At 60.9% G+C, this 18,180-nt stretch carries 13 protein-coding genes and 3 pseudogenes; 4 read left to right on the plus strand and 12 right to left on the minus strand.

Annotation, left to right across the window (positions count from 1 at the left end; genetic code table 11):
* Positions 1-88 precede the first annotated feature (88 nt).
* Positions 89-322, plus strand: a complete 234-nt coding sequence (locus tag NKH43_RS30080; protein WP_352861222.1) for a type II toxin-antitoxin system VapB family antitoxin — start codon at positions 89-91, stop codon at positions 320-322.
* A gap of 157 nt (positions 323-479) precedes the next feature.
* Here the strand turns inward: NKH43_RS30080 and NKH43_RS30085 are convergent, their stop codons facing one another.
* A complete protein-coding gene (locus tag NKH43_RS30085) occupies positions 480-2,066 on the minus strand; it encodes an adenylate/guanylate cyclase domain-containing protein (RefSeq protein ID WP_352861224.1) in 1,587 nt (528 codons plus the stop codon).
* Between the two features lie 321 nt (positions 2,067-2,387).
* On the opposite strand from NKH43_RS30085, the pseudogene NKH43_RS30090 reads away from it, so the two are divergent.
* Positions 2,388-2,576 (plus strand): annotated as a pseudogene (locus NKH43_RS30090) (inositol monophosphatase family protein); the annotation flags it as partial.
* 167 nt (positions 2,577-2,743) lie between these two features.
* Entirely contained in the window at positions 2,744-2,977 is a 234-nt protein-coding gene (locus NKH43_RS30095) for a DUF6429 family protein (RefSeq protein ID WP_352861226.1), read from the plus strand.
* A gap of 419 nt (positions 2,978-3,396) precedes the next feature.
* Here the strand turns inward: NKH43_RS30095 and NKH43_RS30100 are convergent, their stop codons facing one another.
* The 11 genes and pseudogenes from NKH43_RS30100 to NKH43_RS30145 form a co-directional block, all read right to left on the minus strand.
* The gene (locus tag NKH43_RS30100) at positions 3,397-3,846 is read right to left on the minus strand and encodes a class I SAM-dependent methyltransferase (RefSeq protein WP_352861253.1); all 450 of its coding nucleotides are present in this window, start codon (positions 3,844-3,846) and stop codon (positions 3,397-3,399) included.
* Positions 3,847-3,970: 124 nt separating this feature from the next.
* The gene (locus tag NKH43_RS30105) at positions 3,971-4,801 is read right to left on the minus strand and encodes a PA3715 family protein (protein ID WP_352861227.1); all 831 of its coding nucleotides are present in this window, start codon (positions 4,799-4,801) and stop codon (positions 3,971-3,973) included.
* Between the two features lie 537 nt (positions 4,802-5,338).
* A complete protein-coding gene (locus tag NKH43_RS30110; protein ID WP_352642473.1) occupies positions 5,339-5,467 on the minus strand; it encodes a hypothetical protein in 129 nt (42 codons plus the stop codon).
* Between the two features lie 22 nt (positions 5,468-5,489).
* Positions 5,490-5,645, minus strand: coding sequence for a GYD domain-containing protein (locus NKH43_RS30115; RefSeq protein WP_352642475.1), 156 nt, complete (start codon positions 5,643-5,645; stop codon positions 5,490-5,492).
* Positions 5,646-5,720: 75 nt separating this feature from the next.
* Positions 5,721-8,020, minus strand: a pseudogene (locus NKH43_RS30120) (AGE family epimerase/isomerase).
* A 67-nt stretch (positions 8,021-8,087) separates the two neighbouring features.
* A pseudogene (locus NKH43_RS35385) lies at positions 8,088-8,312 on the minus strand (phosphomannomutase/phosphoglucomutase); the annotation flags it as partial.
* 642 nt (positions 8,313-8,954) lie between these two features.
* A complete protein-coding gene (locus tag NKH43_RS30125; RefSeq protein ID WP_352496295.1) occupies positions 8,955-9,866 on the minus strand; it encodes a metallophosphoesterase in 912 nt (303 codons plus the stop codon).
* 1,000 nt (positions 9,867-10,866) lie between these two features.
* Positions 10,867-12,432 (minus strand): family 16 glycosylhydrolase, encoded by a 1,566-nt coding sequence (locus NKH43_RS30130; protein ID WP_352861230.1) that lies wholly within the window; start codon positions 12,430-12,432, stop codon positions 10,867-10,869.
* 1,126 nt (positions 12,433-13,558) lie between these two features.
* On the minus strand, positions 13,559-13,681 hold the full coding sequence (locus tag NKH43_RS30135) for a hypothetical protein (RefSeq protein ID WP_352861232.1): 123 nt from the start codon (positions 13,679-13,681) through the stop codon (positions 13,559-13,561).
* 59 nt (positions 13,682-13,740) lie between these two features.
* On the minus strand, positions 13,741-14,745 hold the full coding sequence (locus tag NKH43_RS30140; protein ID WP_352496286.1) for a glycosyltransferase family 2 protein: 1,005 nt from the start codon (positions 14,743-14,745) through the stop codon (positions 13,741-13,743).
* Positions 14,742-15,989 carry a glycoside hydrolase 5 family protein gene (locus NKH43_RS30145; RefSeq protein WP_352861234.1) on the minus strand — a complete coding sequence of 416 codons (1,248 nt, stop codon included), beginning with the start codon at positions 15,987-15,989 and terminating at the stop codon, positions 14,742-14,744. Before NKH43_RS30145 ends, NKH43_RS30140 begins: the two co-directional genes overlap by 4 nt.
* Before the next feature lie 354 nt (positions 15,990-16,343).
* On the opposite strand from NKH43_RS30145, the gene NKH43_RS30150 reads away from it, so the two are divergent.
* The gene (locus tag NKH43_RS30150; RefSeq protein ID WP_352861235.1) at positions 16,344-17,981 is read left to right on the plus strand and encodes a glucosamine inositolphosphorylceramide transferase family protein; all 1,638 of its coding nucleotides are present in this window, start codon (positions 16,344-16,346) and stop codon (positions 17,979-17,981) included.
* Positions 17,982-18,180 lie beyond the last annotated feature (199 nt).

Consider the following 18,180-nt stretch of genomic DNA (forward strand, 5'->3'; position numbering starts at 1 on the left):
TCCGGTCGATGCTGGCGGAGCCTTCACACGGTGTATCCAAATTGCTCTATACCGGACTGCTATACGAGCGAGTAGCGAGTGAGGTGTGATGGCGTTCCACATCAAGAATCCCGAGACCGACGCGCTGGCCCGCCGGGTCGCCGCGCTCAAGAGGGCTGGTCTGACAGAGGCCGTCCATGCCGCGCTCAAGCATGAGCTTGAGCGCGAACAGGCTAGACCGTCCCTGGTGGAGATCGGCGTCAGGTTCTGCCGTGATCTGCGAGCCTGGGGCAAGCCTGATCACGGCAGGCCCGCCGACAAGGCGTTTCGCGACGGCCTGTAGGAGAATGACTGATGTTCATCGACTCCTCGGCCTTGACGCGCTGATGACGAGGATCATGCGCGCGCGCCAACCCCTGGCCGGCACCCGGCGCGGCTGAACGGTGTTGAACCCGACTTATGTGGCTGGCCACGGTCCAGATTGGACCAGGTTCAAGAACCTAAAATGCGGCGGGCTTGGTTCGGATGGATAAGGCCAGGAGTGCCTCCGAAAGTCGTTTCTTCGCCCGCTCGACCCCGTTCTCGTCGATTGCCTCAACATCGAGGAACAAGTCGAGGCCAGTCGCGTGCTCGCTGATGACCTGAGGGCGCTGGGCGAGTTCACCCAGGAGGCCCTCGACTTCGTAGGGGACAACCTCCCGGCTAATCCCCTTCATCGCAATCGGTGCCAACGGACGCGCCCGGACAAGGTCGCGCACGAGCGCGTAAGTCTCATAGCTGAGGCAGATGCCGCCGGGCTCGGCAATCGACTGCAGACGCGCCGCCAAGTTCGCTTCGGCTCCAATGATCGTGTAGTCCATCCGATCGTCGGAACCGAAGTTCCCAACATTGCAATAGCCCGTGTTGATGCCCATGCGAGCTCGGAAGGGCCGTTCAACTCCGCGGTCATGCCACACCCTGTTCAACTGCTCCACCCGACGCTGCATGTCGACAGCCATGCGCAAGCAGGCTCTCGCGTCTTCCTCGACGCCTTGCGTCTCGGGGTCGCCGAAGAACACAAGAAGCGCGTCGCCGATGAACTTGTCGACAGTGCCGCCGTGTTTGAGGGCGATCGCCGACATCTCGGTGAAGTACTCATTGAGGAGAAGCGTCAGGTCCTCGGGCTGGAGCCGTTCCACGATCGCGGTGAAATCCTTGACGTCGGAGAAAAAGATCGTGAGCTTCTTGCGCTCGGTCGCGATGGTGACGTCCTTCTGGCCGCTGAAGATGCTTTTGTAGATTTGAGGCGAAAGGTATTTGGCGATCTTCAATGAAATCGCGGCCAGGAAGTCGTTTGCCTCCGAAAGCTCCTTGTTGATGCCCTGAATCAACGCGGACTGCCGACGCTGCAGGAGAATGAACGTCAGGCCCGCCGCCGCCGCGAAGGCGAAATATACGAGCAGATACTTGAAAGTGAGGATGTTCGCAGCGATAGGCTGATTGACTGATATCTCCTGGATCCCTCGGACATCCCCTACCTTCCAATCCGTCTTGGGGCTGTCCGGGTGTGAGTTATGGCAGGTCACGCAGACTTGTCCCATTATAACAGGGGCCGCGGCGCGGACCTGCCGGTCAAACAGTGAACCCGAGACTTCGATGATCGGCTCCTTCGGGTTGGCGCGCAAAGCCAAGATTGCATTCCGCTCGAATACATCGAGCTGGTGGGGGGCGCGACCTTTGAAGGGCAGATCCGAGACGAACCGATATTTGACGGACCCGTCGTGAGCGCTGATGCGCTTGCCGAGTTCAATCGAGAGGGTTGCTGGAATAGGGATCGCACCCGGCACGTCCCGGTAGTTGTGCGTCGCAGTCACGGCGCCGTTTGCTTGCAGCACGCGTCCCACGACGTCGCTGCCGTAGAATCCGCGCATTTCGTCGATGATCCGGCTGATTTCGCTGGCCTGCCTGCGCAGCATCCGTTCCGATAGGTCTCGGAGGTCGAGCCAGGCTGCGACGGGCAGGCCGATAAGGCCGATGACCACTGCCGCCACAAGGAGCGGTCCCATGGTGCGCTGCTGACGCGCAATCTGTTCACCCAGTCCAGCCATTGTGCAAGCGCCCGGCCGTCTTAGTATCTGAACTATAGCTCATTCCCGGCACGGTACCAGAGTCAGTCTTGGCTCGATGAAAACACGTCAGCCCTGCAACCTCGGACCGACCTTGAGCGGTTGCTAAGCCCCGACCCTCACAGCGGATTTCGCATTCTGGCGCTAGACGGGCAGTGAATCAGTGAGGGGGATGTCGCAAAGTCGGTTGTGACCCGGAATGCGCTCCGCGATAACCGCTCAGGGGTCAAAAATTCACCTCTGGCAAGGTTGAGACTTCTGCGGCCGGAGAGCGCGTCGGAAAAGAAAGTGTCCCGCCAAACGTATCCGCGTTTCGGCCGCACTATGGAATGGGACACCGCGGCGGCTGACGCGGTGCTGCGCGCTGCCGGCGGCATGACGCGCACGCTGGATAGCGCGCCGCTCGCCTGCGGTAAGCGCAACCAGAGCGACGACGAGGATTTCGCCAATCCGCATTTCATTGCCAGCGGCAAGGCTGCCACGGCCGCTTAGGCACCATGATGAACTCCGATCCCATCCCGGCTCGTCGCCCGCGCAAATGACGCTGTCGCGCATGCGACGCTTGAGTGAAGCACTTATTTTCAGCCGAACGCTCGTGGCAGGGAGTAACTATCCGGTGTGGATCGTGGCAGAGGCCCTTCGCGTGTTAGGCTGCTTGCATGGAGATCGACACCGACAAGATCGACGAAGCCGTTCTGGGCCTGCTTTGGCTGACGCTGCATGAAGAGAGGCGCGCCTGGAAGGGTTTGGATTGGAGCGCTCTGGATCGCTTGCACGAGAAGGGGCTGATCGCGAATCCAGCAAACAAGGCGAAGTCAGTGGTTCTGACAGATGAAGGACTGCGGCGTGCGCAGGAGCTATTCCGAACCCTGTTCACCCGTCCGGCGCCATGAGCCATGAGCGCTGGGAGGGCGCCGCGAGATGATGGCGCACCTGGCTGAATTTCGATAGTGGCGGCGCGCTGACCGCAGGCGGGACGGGCAGTGCCCTCGCCGTGGCGGCCAAACTCGTCTTCGTCACCTAGGCCAACGGGGGCATCCTGTCTGTTAAGGCAGTGGCAGAGAACACCGCAGTCGCGACGCTAAATGTCAACGGCATTGGCGCGAGGTCCATCCGCAAGATGCTTTCTGCCGGCGAATCGGCGCTTCCCGGGCCGAGTTGCAGGCAGGCAGCGGGTCTGCGCCCGCTGCTGGTAGATGGATGTTTAAAGGGCAGACTACCACAAGGAATGTGTCATCATGGCTGCGGATTTCCGAAGGCAGGTTTCTCAAGAACGAGCACATGACTACCAAGAGGGGATGTGTGAGTGCTCTTAACTTGGAATCCCTCGTCGGACAGCGTTTCGATGAACGCGGGCAACAACGTTTGAGGTGCGCCTCACAATATTGGAAAGCACCCTTCGCGCCTTGCCTGGGCCGATGTTGCGCTGCATGTGCTGATAGACGGCCAGCAGCAGGACGATATCGTATTTCGGTAGAAGGATATTGCCGAGGGGCCGGCTGCCAAGATTCAGGCGATCGAACCGGGCATGCACCGGGGAGCAGCTCAATAACATTTTTGCAGTCTGGATGTGCGGCTTGGCAATGTCGATCCCGTGGATCGAGCTGGGTTTCAGCTTGGATATCTCATAGGCGACAACACCCATATTGCAGCCAACATCGAGAATGGATTTCCCGGCGTAGTCGACCTTTGCGGAGAATAGCCCGTCCAGTCTGTCGTCCCACGTTCCGGCAAAACCCCTTTTGAATCTTGACCACCACAGATCATCAGCTCCTTTGGGAAGAGCCCCCTTGAGCGCCTCCTACCACGAGAGAATTAATGGTCGATACCCATTCAACTGGAATTGATCACATTGACGAACCAAGGCAGGGACGTGTGCGGCGGCGTCACAACCCCATCACCCTGAGTGCCGCCGGAACCGGATAGCGGTTGCCGTCATAGCGCAGCCGGTAGGTCCGCTTCACAGACTTGGCGGGATGGGACTTGCATTCGCCATCTTTGTCGGGGGAGGGATTGTCGGTATCCGTCCGCTCGACCGCAATGATGTCACGATAGCCGTGGTGGCGCGCCGGGCTCATCGCCAGGCTGACCTGGCTGGAATGAAACGATCCGGCGCAACTGGCATCGCCTTCGCCGCCATGGCCGGCAACCACGAGGCCGTCGAGCACCAAGCGCAGCGCATCGCTGGCGACGGCATAGAGCCGCAGGTCGGTTTCAGTGAAGGGAGTAGCCTGCGAATGGTTTGCCATTTCGATGCGCAGGCCGAAGGCGGTGACCTCAGGGGCCAGTGCATAGCGGCCGGTGCCGAATTCCGCCTTACGGATCGCGATGGCATCATCGGTCATCAGTCCAGGCTGGAGCAGGCGCTGGCGCACCCGCAGGCTCTTTCTATCGACGACCAGTAGCTCGATGTCGCCGACATGCAGGTGGTCGCTGTTAGCGCTGTCGATCAGCGGTACCGCGACCAAAAGCAGGTCGTCATGAGCCGGCCAGATCTTGCAGGCCAAGCCGAATGGCGCATCGCTCTCCGGGAGCGTTGAGGCGATGCTCGTATGGGGTACAAGCGTGAACGAGGCGCCGTCGGGGCTCTTTCGGGCCTTGGGATAGGCCTGCTGCACCAGGGCGGCGGCATCGCCGCAATCGCCGGCCGCTGCCCGGGCGGGCGACAGGCTGGCGAGGGCCGCGCCGAGCAACAGGACAGGCAACACTATTCGCATGGAGTTCTCGCGTCGCAGGGCCGGGTTCGGCCAGGGCCCTTCTACGCGAGATTAGTGGCGGCGCACAGGGTGTAGGGAAGTGACGGCTAGCTCCAGCCGCTGCGTCAGGACCATAGGTATCCTGGAAAGTCGTAAAGTCCGAGCTCGCTTAGGAACGGTGATCATGAGAACGCCGCCCGAGCGCCAATTTTTGCCAATGCTGTTCGAGCTACCTGAAACAGATACTGACAATGTGATCTCGGTTGCCTTGTCGCGCTCCGATTAGATAAAGAAGCGCTCCGACAAGAAACCTCTACAAAACCGGACCTCGCCGATCCGTCAAGCGCACCTTCTAGGGTGTACATTCCAAAATTAATTCGGCATGACCTCCGTTTCTGACCCCTGAGCCGGGCGCGTTCGCTGTCGGCGCGTATCGAAGCAGAACCAATGCCGCGCTTGCTTCGGCTTTCCGAAACCGCAGCGTGTCTTTCCTGGACTTGGCAGCACGGCGCGTTCAATCGGAACCGTGCTGCCTTCAATGTACAGCCAGTTGTCCAATCAGCCGGCGGGCTTGTAAACGCCGGCAGCCTTTTTGGCAACTGCGAGCACCGCCTTCATGTCGAGTTCTTCGAGGACAACGAGGTCGTTTACCGAGCCGCTTGCCCGCACCGCCAATGCTAGACCCATCCCAGCAGCCTGGTCCGGAACCTCAGCATTGATCATAGGCGCCGCGAGTAAACATCATGCCGGACACCTTGCCGCCAACGCTTTCAAAAAGCGCCTTGATTGCAGCTTCCCGGTCTGAGCCCTGTATCAATCCCTTATAGGCCTGGGGTGCATAGTTTGCCAGTATTGTCACTTTCATGGGTATTCCTCCCTATCTTGTACTAGTTTCGTTATTGATCGTTTCACCAACACGGAGCTATGGCGGACGGTTGGGTCAGCCGTAAACCTGCATTGGAACGGTCTTGCTCACATCCAAAGCTGGCAGCGGGAAAGGTTCGACCTGCCCTGCGGTCTTGTCCAGATACTGCATCAAGGCCGTCACGAGGTGGTAGAAAATGCTCGCGGGCACCTCCGTTGCCAGTGACCTTCCGCGCTCGTCAATCCTGTCGATCCACAAGCCAAGCGGTGCGGGATCGATATGCCATTTGAAGAGGCGGGCGACACGAGCTTCGATCTCGGGTTTCAGATCAGGCCCGCCGATGCCGTCCAGGGCGACGGCCGCCTTGACGGCTTCGCATTGCGGCCAGCTGCGGGAGAGCCGGTCGAAGGGAATTCCCTGCCGCGACACGGCTGCATAAGCCAGGCCCGTGGCCCGGTTCAATCCGCTGGCGATCGCCGACGAATAGAGCTTCCTGGCGTAGGCTGCCAAGTCTTTCTGCCCGCTTGCCCGCGCGAACTCGACGAGGAGCGAAGCCCATTCGAAATGGTGCCCCGGTTCGGTCCACTGTCCCTCGTCTCCCGGCAACGGTAGCCAATTGACGTCGAAATGTTCCCCAAGCGTCCAGCTCTCCTGGTCGAAGAAATGGCACCGGAAGAGATCGACGACGCGTGCCGCCCGACGGAGATATGCACGCTCGCCGGTGACGCCATGCCAGGCAAGGAAGGATTCCAGCATGTGCATGTGCGGGTTCGAGAACCGCACCCCCTTCCAGCCGGGGGTCTCGAGGAAGCCGTTCAGGCTGACGTCCTCGAGATGGGTGTCGATGAAATGGAACGTCTCTTGTGCCAGCTGCAGGGCATCCTGATGGCCGCATCGGTGAGCATGGGCAAGCGCCAGGAGCACGCAGGAATGGTCGTAGGCGTCCTCCGTCGGGTCAGCCACGCTGCCGTCGCAATTAAGGGTGCGCACCCAGCCACCGCGATCGGTGCGGCCGCGTTTCGCGATGAACTCGATGCCGTGGTCGATGAGCTTGTCGGCCGGTCCAACCCAGCCGCGTTCTTTGGCCACCGCGAACGCGTAAATCTGGCGAGCCATCGTCCGCATGCGCTTGGGTTTGCCCAACGGCCTTGCATCGAAACCGAGCGCCTCGTGGAAGCCGCCATACGCATCGTCGACACCTGCAGTGGACCACAGCGGCAGGGTTTCATTGAAGAGCCAGTGCTCGACGCGCTTGCGCCATGACCCGCTGATGATAACCCGGTCGTCCGACCCCGTGAACTTCGTTTCAAGGCGTCCGCTCTTCTCGAGTTGTTCGACGACTTTCTTCACGTTCTGGCTGTGGCTGACAGGAGCGACGAATACCGCGTCCGGTGTCGTCACCACCGCCACATGCTTCATTCCAATGACTGTCAGCAGTCTGCCCTGGCTTCTGAGATAGGAGTTGCCGCAATGCATGGCGACAACGTCGCCCATTACGACATTGCCGTCGCGGTCCGTCGGGCTGGCTTCCAGCAGCGATTGCCACGATCCAAGGTCGTTCCAGCGGAAGGAAGCTGTAACCATCGCAATACCGCGTGCATGCTCCATGACTGCGTAGTCGATCGACGTCGACGGGACAGCCGAATAGAAGCCCTGGGGCAGGTAGATGCCCAAGACGTCGGTCCGTGCAGCCTTATAGGCCCGTTCCGCGGTGTCCCAGATGTCTGGCCGGAACTCGAGAAATGCGTCCGCATCGTGTCGGCACGAAACAGGAAGATGCCGGCGTTCCAGTAATATCTTCCCGAAGCCACATATTTGCGGGCCGTCTCGGCATTGGGCTTTTCGACAAAGTGCGAAACGGCGGCCACTCCGTCACCAGTTGCCGCAACCTCGATGTAACCGTAGCCGGTTTCGGGATGCGTCGGCTTGATGCCGAGCACGACAATGCTGCCTGATTCGGCGGCAGGCATGCCCGCCTCGACGGTTTCCCAGAATTGCGTTTCGGTCGATATCTGATGGTCGGAGGGGACCACGAGCACAAGCGCGTCCTCGCCATATTCGGAGATCGTGTGCAAGGTGGCTATGGCCACCGCAGCGGCGGTATTGCGGCCGACGGGTTCGAAAATCGGTCTGCCGCCGTTCAGACCGAGCGGACCGATATCCGATAGAACGCGGTCTGCATGCCGTTCGGAAGCTAGCAGGTAGATCGGCAGCTCGCCGTCCGGCCGCGCTTTGAGGCGTCCGACAGTCTTCGCGAGCATGGAACCGTCGCCCGAAAGATCGTGAAATTGCTTGGGATTGTCTTCGCGCGAGAGCGGCCACAGCCGTGAGCCGACGCCGCCACTCATGACAAAACTTATGATCCGGTCCGACATGGTCCAGTCCCTCTCAGAATGTCTGGTTGTAGGCTCCGATCTCTGGATTGCGGCGCAGCACGGCACCCTCTGGGCAGTGGGGCGACATTGTCGGTCTGCTGAAGGTCAGCGGCAGATCGCGGTAAAGGTCCGCGAGTGTCTTGCCCAAGCTGCGGTCGAGCATCTCGCAAACGGCTATCGCCGTGAGGCGCCCGTCGTCCTAGCTGCACCCGATCGGCGGGTTGAAGATGAAATGCCCCGACTTCTCGAAGCCAGCTATGGCATTGACGAGTTCGGCAACGCGCCTCTTGATGGGAGCTACGGAGGTAGTGCCCAGTGATGGTGTTTGGGGCTACACCCGTTCGGCGGATCATGGTGCCAAGCCCCAATGCGATCGCCTCCACGCGCATCAGGTTGAGTTCGGGCTCTTTCTCCAAGTCTGGATGGCCAAACCACCAGCGTGCGTCGTATTCCCGAAAGCCAGTGGCTTTGATGAGAGCACTGTTTTCGAAAACGAATGTGTTCGGCCTGGCCTGGCCGAGTATGTCCAGGGTCACGGTTTTGATCCGCTATTGCGCGCAACAGTCCTAGCACGCTGCCGGGCGCAGGCCCCTTCAGGAATTCGGGGTAGTCCTAACACGCTGGTTCGCGCGCCGCCTCACCCGATAGGAGCATGCCCGCCGATCCGCGAAACGAGGTTTCGTCCAAGCACGGCCGTCCCGAGAATGTCGACGAAAGGCGTTTCGGACGCCTGCCTCGCCTTCTCAATGGCATTCAAGTGGAATCGAGAGGGATCAGCGGAACTCCGTCTGCCCGGAGAAAGGATGATGGACTGCGCCGCGTTCGTCTTGGAGGCGATGGGAACACGGCGAAACCCCGACCGCATGTACACGACCATCAATACCCTCACGCGAAAGGGTCCGCGGACGGCAGGTCTCTCTGGGGACAGCAGATGTCATTCGTCGACAGGACGAGAGGACGTTTGGGGGCCGATATCGACGACCATGATCTCCGGCGACACGCCGAAGCGCACCGGCAGCCACGATACGCCCAAACCCCCGGATACGATCATGTGCCGCCCACCCTCGACGACATGCCCATAGGCGAAGCGCTGTCCGTAGGCTGAATTGCTGATGGGGGGGCCGATGAACGGCAAGCGCACCTGTCCACCATGTGTATGGCCGCATAACGTCAGGCTGACACGGTCAGGGACAGTAATGAAGATGTCCGGTTCATGCGCAAGGAGCAATATCGGATTGCCGTCGTCGGGTATTGCGGCCATTGTTCCAGGCAGATCGTCGACGCCCTTGTAAACGCCGCGAGAAAACTGCATGGCCCACTGGTCGCCAAGACCCGCAAGCCAGAATGCTGGGCCATCCTGCTGACGGATAAGCGTGGCGGTGTTCTCGAGGACCGGAATGCCATTGTCGACGAGGGCTGCGCGGACGCTGTCGACACCGTGCCACCAGTCGTGGTTGCCGAGAATGGCGTGGCAGCCGAGTGGCGCGGAAAGTTTCGAAAGTGAATTGCCCCAAACAGTGTCGGGCACGATCCCGGTGGCATAGCGCGGCGACACACCCATCACATAGTCGCCAAGGAGAAGGATGATGTCGGGCTGCAGGCTATTCGAAACACCAACGATCTCGTCGATCCTGGAAGCCGGCATCCAAGGCTCGCAGGCGTGGATGTCAGCGACCACGACGATGCGCAGGGGCTTGGCAGTGGTCGGCCAGCGCGGCGGAAGGAGCTTGTAGTGAGTGACACGCAGTCGAAACCGAGGCTCAATCGCGATGACATAACTCGCCAGACCGAATGCCGCCAGCGACACGGCGCCAAAGAGCTGCAGGAATGACCGCCGCGACGTCAGCACTTGTATTTCCCAGCAGAACGAGGTCTGTTTTAGAGATCGCCACGAATTCAGCTGCGGCAGCCTGAACCACATCAACCGCGTGAGAGGCCTCGCGGGGTCAATAGTTTCCCAAATTGGCGTCACCTGCAAGCATTGGTGTTATTGCGCAGGGGAGGGAGCTCGGGCTAGGACCCGTCAACTGCTCCGATTTGCCACTGATCTCGGGCGGATGGTGTAGTTCCATTCCGGATGAATGCGTCGCCTTAGATGGCGAGCGCCTCCATCTCGACATCTTCACTTGATCCCTTTTTTCGTCGGTCGCGGAATCGACCGCGCGCCCAACTTCAAGCCCGTTAGATTGTCGTGACTGCGATCAGCTCGACCAGGGCCACGCGATCGAGGAGGGCGCCGTCCGCGCCAGGTTTGCGTGATGCGGCAGAACAGGGTGTTCGATGTTGCTCCACGTCAATGTACCCGTCGGATGGTAATGCAATGTGGAGCGCGAGGCCTGTCTCGCTAGCATTGCAGTTCGACCTTCCACAACCGGCTTTGGTCATCCAGCTTCGAGCCGACCGCTTCCCGCCTTTGACGTATCGCATGCTTCGGCTGCGCTTCGACAAGATTGCGGCGCTCTCGAGCTGAAACCGGAGGGCGAACTTTCGTCGGCTGCAAACCGGCTTCTTACCGCTCTCGCAGTGTTTCCTGCTTGTATTGCATCATTGGCGAGAGAAAGTAGCTGATGATGCTGCGCGTGCCAGTCTGGGATGTTCATTCGGACGCGAAGCTTGGTAACTTCAGTCTCCTCGGTTCGGTCCGAATGGACAACCTACAGAAAGCTCGCAACTAGAGCCTGTTCCATCCCGATGGCATCGGGATGGAACCCCATCTCTTTTGCTTGAGCATGATCTTCTCCGAAAACCGGGCTCCCGCCTTTTGCTACGCTGACTTCGGTTCGGGATCATGGCTTTGAGGTGCTGTTTATCCAGTCCTTATTTGGCCACGGCAGCCCCGCGTTCCTTCAGGTCACATAAAATGAGGCTGCGCCAAGCGAGAGATGTGGGGAAAGGGTGGCGAACTGTATTTGAGATGCGCCGCCGGCCCCGTCACTGTCGAAAGAGAGCGCCCCGGTTTCACTGTTGTAGATGATATGATCGGAACTGTCATGCGCGGCTGCACCAACAAAGAAAGCTTTGGATGGAAGCCCTCCCGGCTGAAGCCCGGCAAAAACGGTATCGCTGAGATGGAACGTATCCTGGGAGCGCTTGAAGTCGGTGATCTTATCGACATTGCCGGCTCCAAGAGCAGTATTGAACGAGAAGGCATCGTGGCCTCCGTAACCGGTCAAGACGTCGGCGCCGAGCCCGCCGTTGATGACATTGTTGCCGGCATTGCCCTGGATGGTCTGGGCGAACTCGTTGCCGGTGAGGGTCATCGCCTTCGTGTCGGACGGGTTGTTGGTGGCGAGATGCTCGATCTCCGAATCGGCCGAAAGCGCATAGCTCACCGAGGCGATCACACTGTCGTTGCCGCCGCCCACTGCCTCAACCACCTTCTCGTTGGCATTATCGACATAGTAAGTGTCGTTGCCGCCATAGCCGATCATCGTGTGGCCACTGGTTCCATGCAATACATCGGCGCCGCTGGTGCCGTACAAGGTGCCATCGCTGGTGCCGCCGGAAGGAGGGACAGTCCCGGTCACGGTCCCAGGCCCAGTCTCGGTCCCGGTCGAGCCAGTAGTTGGGGGAGTGACGTTGGCACCTGTGACGGTGTCGCCGCTGCCGGCCTTCTGATAGAGCTGAACCCCATCGATCTGCATCTGCATCGATGAGGGGGTCGAGCTATCCAGAGTCGTATGCCATCCGGTCGCGCTCGAATTCGCGACCTGATTGCTCATGATCAATTCCATCGGTTCATTCGGAATCGGCGCCTGCGCGCTGGTCACTTGCCCGATCTGTTTCCCATCGAAATACCAGGTGATCGACTGACCAGGCACCCAGTTGATGGCGTACGCGTGGAAGCCGGCCGTGAGATCAACACCTGTGTCGGTGACACCGCCGAACGTCCCCGACGGTGTGTGAATGTGCCAAGACAACGCTTGATTTGCCGGCCCCGAACCTTCGGTAAATCCACCCTCCTGCATATCGATCTCGAAATTATCGCCGCTGCTGCCCGCGCCTTGGCCGGGCATCATCCAGAGGCCAGGCCACGCGCCGTTGCCGCTCGGCGCCTTCATGCTGATCTGAAGATAGCCACCGTCGAATTCGAAGTTGCCATAGCTGCTGACGGCGCCGGACGTGACAGGGAATGTCTGTGCAGACCCCTGAGCCACCCCGTCCACGGGCTGTTCGATTGCCGTGAGATTCAACAGCCCGTTGCTCACCGTATCTTGGCTCGGCATATTGTATTCCGCATTGAACTGGTTGCCCATTCCACTTCCGCCCGACCCATTGTCGTTCCACGGCCAGCCGTTGGCGGCATTGCTCGTGATGTAGGTATTCCAGTCGCTGTCGAGCGCCGTGCCGGAGAAGTTTTCCTCGAAGACGAGGTCGCTAGAGGCAAAGCCTGCGGGTGCGGAAAGAGCCATTGCATGATCCTCTATGGTGTTGAAAAAAGGGAATTCCACTGCCGCGCATCGCCAATGCGCGCGACATATCGCATGCTCGCAGCTGGGCACCGCGAACGGATTTCAAAGTAGCGGAGATTTGGAAGTCCTCGCCCGGACATTATTGTCGAGCGAGCTTAACGTTGAACTCGCCATCGAAGGCGAGTTTTGTCGGCGGGAATGCCCATCAGGCCCTCCCTTGAAACGGTGTCGCAGCTGACGCCACAAGGTGTTCAACGGTTCGAGCCGCAGCCGCATTGAAGCCGAGGCAGCTCTTCCGGCGGACGCGCCGCCAAGCATGCCGTTTAGTAAAAGCAACGGTAGATCCTTAGTTCATTGCGTTTTTTTTGTTGTCATTCCACCCGCGCCCTAAGTAAAACGCAGGCATTTCCGCTTCCTGGCTTATCCGCACACCGTCTTGTACCTACGTGAATAGATTATTCGTGGACGATGTACGCAAGCCAGGAGACCTTACTGCCATTTGCGGCCAGAATGAGGCTAGGTGAAAACTTATCAACACTCTCATATAGTGTGAAAACTTATCAACACTCTCATGTAGTGCGTCGGACAACCACTCCGAAACAGCGTTCCGGGCTACACGCGTCGCTGGGCGACGTCGCCGGTGGCACGGCGGCGATGTCCGCATCATGCGCCTTCAATGATCGAAGGTGGAAGGCTGGCACCGTTATCGAGCGTAGCCCTACAGCACCGGACAGGCCGCTCAATCGCAACGCCAACGTGCCTGCATCGGGATCAAATTTTTCAAGATCTGGACAGCGCCAAGATGTGCAACCGCATCCAAGGGAAGTACGGTCGCTTAAGCGGCTTTTTGTTGAAATGGCTGAACGTGGCCCTAGGGCACTAGGGCGTGAGGGCGCTTCGTCGCCGCGGGGCGGCCCCGCGGATTGTCAAATTTGAACTGCGCAACCGGTCGCCAAAGCTCCAGCTTGTGGCCGTCTGCTAACCGCCTGGCGTGCTCTTTCGCCGCGTCGCCCACAAGCGGCCGTGTTCGTCCAGAACGTAGACACGATAATGCGGCATCGCTTGTCCAGACCGGCGACGACATTCTAACGGTCAGCCTCGCTGTGGAACGGCGAGATTTTGGTTCCTACGAGTTACCTGCGATGGGGCCGCGCGCCGGGTGAGGGTGCATGAAATCGCTGGCCCATTCGCTTTGCGGTGGCAGATCGACGCTCTCGATGGAGCCGGCGCCGCCGGTCAACAAGGCCATCTCGGAGACTTCCCGTATCGGCCAAACCGGTTTCCCTGCAATGCCTAAATCGGCGTCGGCTATGCTCTCCAAAGTCGGACCCGCGATAGCAAATGCTGTGACAAAGCTTCGGCGGCCCCGCCGAGGCGCGTCGTGGCGTAGGCGAACGCAGTAAGGGCCAAGCCCGCCACGATCGCTCCGGCCCGCCGGGCGGCGCCTACCTTGCCGCGCATGGCCGCCTTCAGATCGCTTGCCACGGCGCGCGGCAGCACCTCCCGGACGTATCGCCATTCGGCTCCAAGAACGTCTTGGGACCCGGCGAGACCCGTCAACACTGCCTTGGCGGTGCCCTCGACGAGACAGCGGTGAACGAAGTATTTCCACGTGGTGCGCTGGACCGGCACAGTGTGGAGCACATGCGCCGCTGGCCGATACGCCCAATAGCCCCCAGGGTATAGACCGGCGGTCCGGATGCAGAACTCCGTCTCCTCGCAGCTCTCAGCCTTGCCGCCGATCCTTGCTCGGCCGCTGACGGAGAACCCGAGCTTGCGGCGCCCGAGATCCGGCGCAAAGCCACCGGCGTGCCGCAGCACGTCGGCCCGCACGGACATGTTGGCCCCGATAGGGTTGCGGATGCGCCCGTCGCGCACGTGCATGCCGGCGTAGGTGCAGCCGACGACCCAGTGGAACTCGCCGGGAAACCAGGAGGGCGGCGGCACTTGCCACAGCGGCTCAACCGGGCCGCCGGCGCCCAACACTGCTGGATCCCGATAAGCCTCCAACAGCTCCTCCAGCCAGTGCGGGTCGGCGACAGCGTCATCATCGAGGAAGGCGATCACGGGGGCCGTGGTGTATTCCGCTCCTGTCATGCGCCCGCCCGACAAGCCCGCTTGCCTGGCATTGGCGAGGATGGTGACGCCCGCAATCTCGCGCGCGGCGCGCTTTAGCAAGGCCTCGTTGTTGTCCACGACCACGACGATTTCACGTGGGACATGCGTTTGGGCGCGGACGGACCCGACCGCACGCTTCAACTCGTCCCAGCGGTCGAGAGTGTGTGCGCAGATCACAACGGAGGCTTCAGTCATGGGGCCTCCCGGCTGGTTTCTGAGGCCGGGCCGGTTTCGCGTGTCTGCGTCGCCCGAGCCGTGGCGGCTTTGAGGATGTTCCAGAGCGCACCGCCGTCATGGTGAATATCGAACTGGTCGTATTCGTCGACCGGATAGCGTCCGCTGTCCTGCTGCGACACCAGCCGCCACACCATCCAGCCGGCGCAGTTGCGATCACGCGTCAGCGTGTCGAGCCACATGGCGTAAGCTGCAGCCGCATTCTGATTGGAGCGGGCGTGGCCGAACTCCTCCAGAAGCACCGGCTTCCCGGCGCGAACTGCCAACCGGCAGAACTCGGTGATCATGTCGTTGAATTGCTGGATCGTGAGCTTGTAGTAGAGCGGGTAGCCGTGCCAGGTCCCGAAATCGAGAGTCGGGACGGTCAAATCGGATAGCTTCGGGTCGAGACTGTTGGCGTTCCCTGAGCTGACAAGGTGATTGGAATCGAGGGACTTCACGTAGGCCGACATTTCGGCAGTCCAGGCCAACCGCAAAGCCTCTGGGCGCGCATTGCCTTCGTTCATCAGCTCCCAAGCCATGATAGTCGGGTCGTCCCGGTAGGCACGCCGAGTGAGCGGGTTGACGCGCTGCACGACGTGGCGGACCCAAGTCCTGTAGTCTCGCTTCGTGCGCGGGTCATCGAAGAAAAACGTGGCCTCGTCCCGGCTCCCATACCAGGCCCGCATCTGCTGGGCGCCCCCCGTGTAGGCCCAGAAATCCAGGACGGCGATGATGAGCCTGAGGCGTCGCTTGCCGGCCTCGGCGATGAGGAAATCAACCTTCTGCATGCCGTTGACGCCGTCATTGATCGTCATCCTGTTTTGACTCGGATCCCAGTGGAGCAGGTATGTGCCCTTGACCGCGAGATTACTGGCTTCGCCTTCAAGCCGCCAATCCCAGATCGTAGGCTTGCTTCCGTCGAGCGACCCGATCACCGGCTGGAGGAAGGTGCGGACCACATTGGCGCCCATCGCCACCGCGTCGTCGAGAACGCGGGTGACCTCATCCTGCGACCCGTAGGTTAGATAGTGGTTGTTTACGCCGGTCACGAAGAACGGGCTGCCGTCCAACGTAAAGTTCGTTCCGGAAGTCTTGACGAAGGACGTTGCCGGCGGATCGTCTGCGGCGCTCGCGACAGCCGGAACGGATACGAACGCGAACACGAGCGCACACAACCACGCCTTGCGCAGTTCGTATTTCGCCCGTTGCCATTCGACAATCATCCCTCCACATGACCCTTGCCGGAGGCACAGCGCAAGAACCCCGAAGGATTACCTCCTCTGACCTCGCACAGCCCGGCGTCGTTCGGGCATAGTGGTGCTTGGCCGCTTCCAGCCGCTCGAGTATGGACCCGTGCTGTCAGACATCTCCCAATCAAGTGTTCGGCTCCCCACATGGCGAGTCCTCGCAGCCGCAGTAGGTGGAAACTATCCTCGCGATGCGGCGCGCGATGCGGCTTTCCATCTGCCGCCCTTGGCTTGCGGGCCCGCGGCGGAGTCCAGGTTAGGCGGATCGCCTGAGGTGGTTCTCGTGGAACTGTGAGCTGGCGTCCTTTGAACTCCGCCGTGAGGACAACAATGCGCATTTGCCTGAGTCTCGATCCGTCCCGGCTACTGCGATGGCACCTCTGGCTGGCAGAAGCGCTTGCTGAACTGCCCGGCAACGAAGTCTCCTGCGCTTTGGCGGCCGGTCGCCGCCCGCTGCCGTTAATCTGCCGTCTGCTGCTCGAACTCGAACGACTGGTCTATGGCTTTCGCGGGAACGGCGCCATCGACCCCGTCGAGGCGGCGCTGCGGTGCCTGCCTTCGCCTCCGGCCGACCAAGTGGATGTCGTGATCGATTTGAGTGGGGCGGAATCGCTCCCGGCGGGGCGGCGCGTGCTCACACCGGTCTTCAACGGCGCACCCGGCGAGATCGGAGTCGTGGCGGCCTGGGTGGATCATCAGGATCTTCTCGTCGACCTGCATGACACGGCGCGCCCGTTGCGGCCGTGGACGGCGCGTCCGGCCAGTGGAGACCGTGAAGTCTTGGCAGCGAGGCTCGACAGCGCCCTTTCCTGCGCTGTGCCGCTGATCCTCAAAGCACTGTGCGAGGAAACCGGTTCTGCTGCGGCCGTTATCCCCGGTCCACGGACCGCAGTGCCTTCGTTTGGCGCGCTTTCGGCGTTTGCAAGGGCGACCGGCACGGTGGCATCGAAGGCGATCGGGCTTTTGGACGTCCTGGCGAGGGGCGGCAGGATGTGGGGGATTGGCTGGCGCTTCGATGAATCGGCGAGCCTGCTCGACAAAGGCGAAGGAGCCTTCCGGGTGCTCACCGGAAATGCCGACAGCTACCTTGCCGACCCGTTCCCGTTCCCGCACCAGGGGCAGGATTTCATCTTTGTCGAACAATACCTCTACTCGAAGAACCGGGGGTGCATTGCGGTCGTGACAGTGAACCGGGACGGGACAGCCGGCGCATCCCGGATCGTCGTGGAGGAACCGCATCACCTCTCCTACCCGTTCGTGTTCAAGCACGACGGGCAGATCTGGATGATCCCCGAATCGGGGGCGGCCAGGAACGTCAGCCTCTACAGGGCAGTGGAATTCCCTTACCGATGGACGCGGGAGGGCTGCCTTATGGAAGGCATTGAGGCCTACGATACCACGCCGCTCTGGCATGCGGGCGGCTTTTGGTTTTTCGTCAGCCCAAGGCTGTGGAGGTCCACGTCCTGGGATGTCCTCAGCCTCTACCGTGCCGAGAGCCTGACCGGGTCCTGGACGCCCCATGCCGCCAACCCGGTCCTGCTCGATGCCAGGCTCAGCCGCCCCGCAGGCGCCGTCATCCGACACGGCGGACGCACGCTACGCCCGGTCCAAGACTGCGCGCGCGGCTATGGCGGCGCGGTGACGTTCTGCCAGATCGATGCGCTCGGGGCGTCGGAGTTTGCCCAGACCCCGGTCGGTCGCATTTGGTCCGGAGCGTTGGGGTGTCACACCTACAACCGCCGGTCTGGCTTGGAGGTGATCGACCTGTTCGGGCATATCCGGGGTTTGCGAGAGGTCACGACCTCGTATCGGCTGCTGGTACCCGACGCGCCGGTCTCGGGACCGCGTGGGCAGTCCCTCTCTTGGCCGGTCTCGTCCGGGTTAGCTACCCGTAGCCAGGCGGTCGAGCGCAAGATACCCCGCCTGCGAAGGGCCGGGCGCGCTCGACCCTTCTCGGGCACAGAATAAGCTCGGAAATCACAGCCGAGTGAAGGAACGAGCCTACCTGGACATCGCAGCTTCTGGCCAGTGGCAATGTCAGCGTGCGCTGAACGTTCATTTCTTCGCGCTGTCTTCCGCATGGCTCGCTCAGTAGAAATTGTCGCTTGTGAGCTTGTGCCGGCCGCGGGTCGATGAAGGTCCTTGCTGGCGTTGAAGGTGGCCCCAG

The sequence above is a fragment of the Mesorhizobium sp. M1163 genome, assembly GCF_040318415.1.
In the GTDB taxonomy this organism is placed as follows: Bacteria; Pseudomonadota; Alphaproteobacteria; order Rhizobiales; family Rhizobiaceae; genus Mesorhizobium.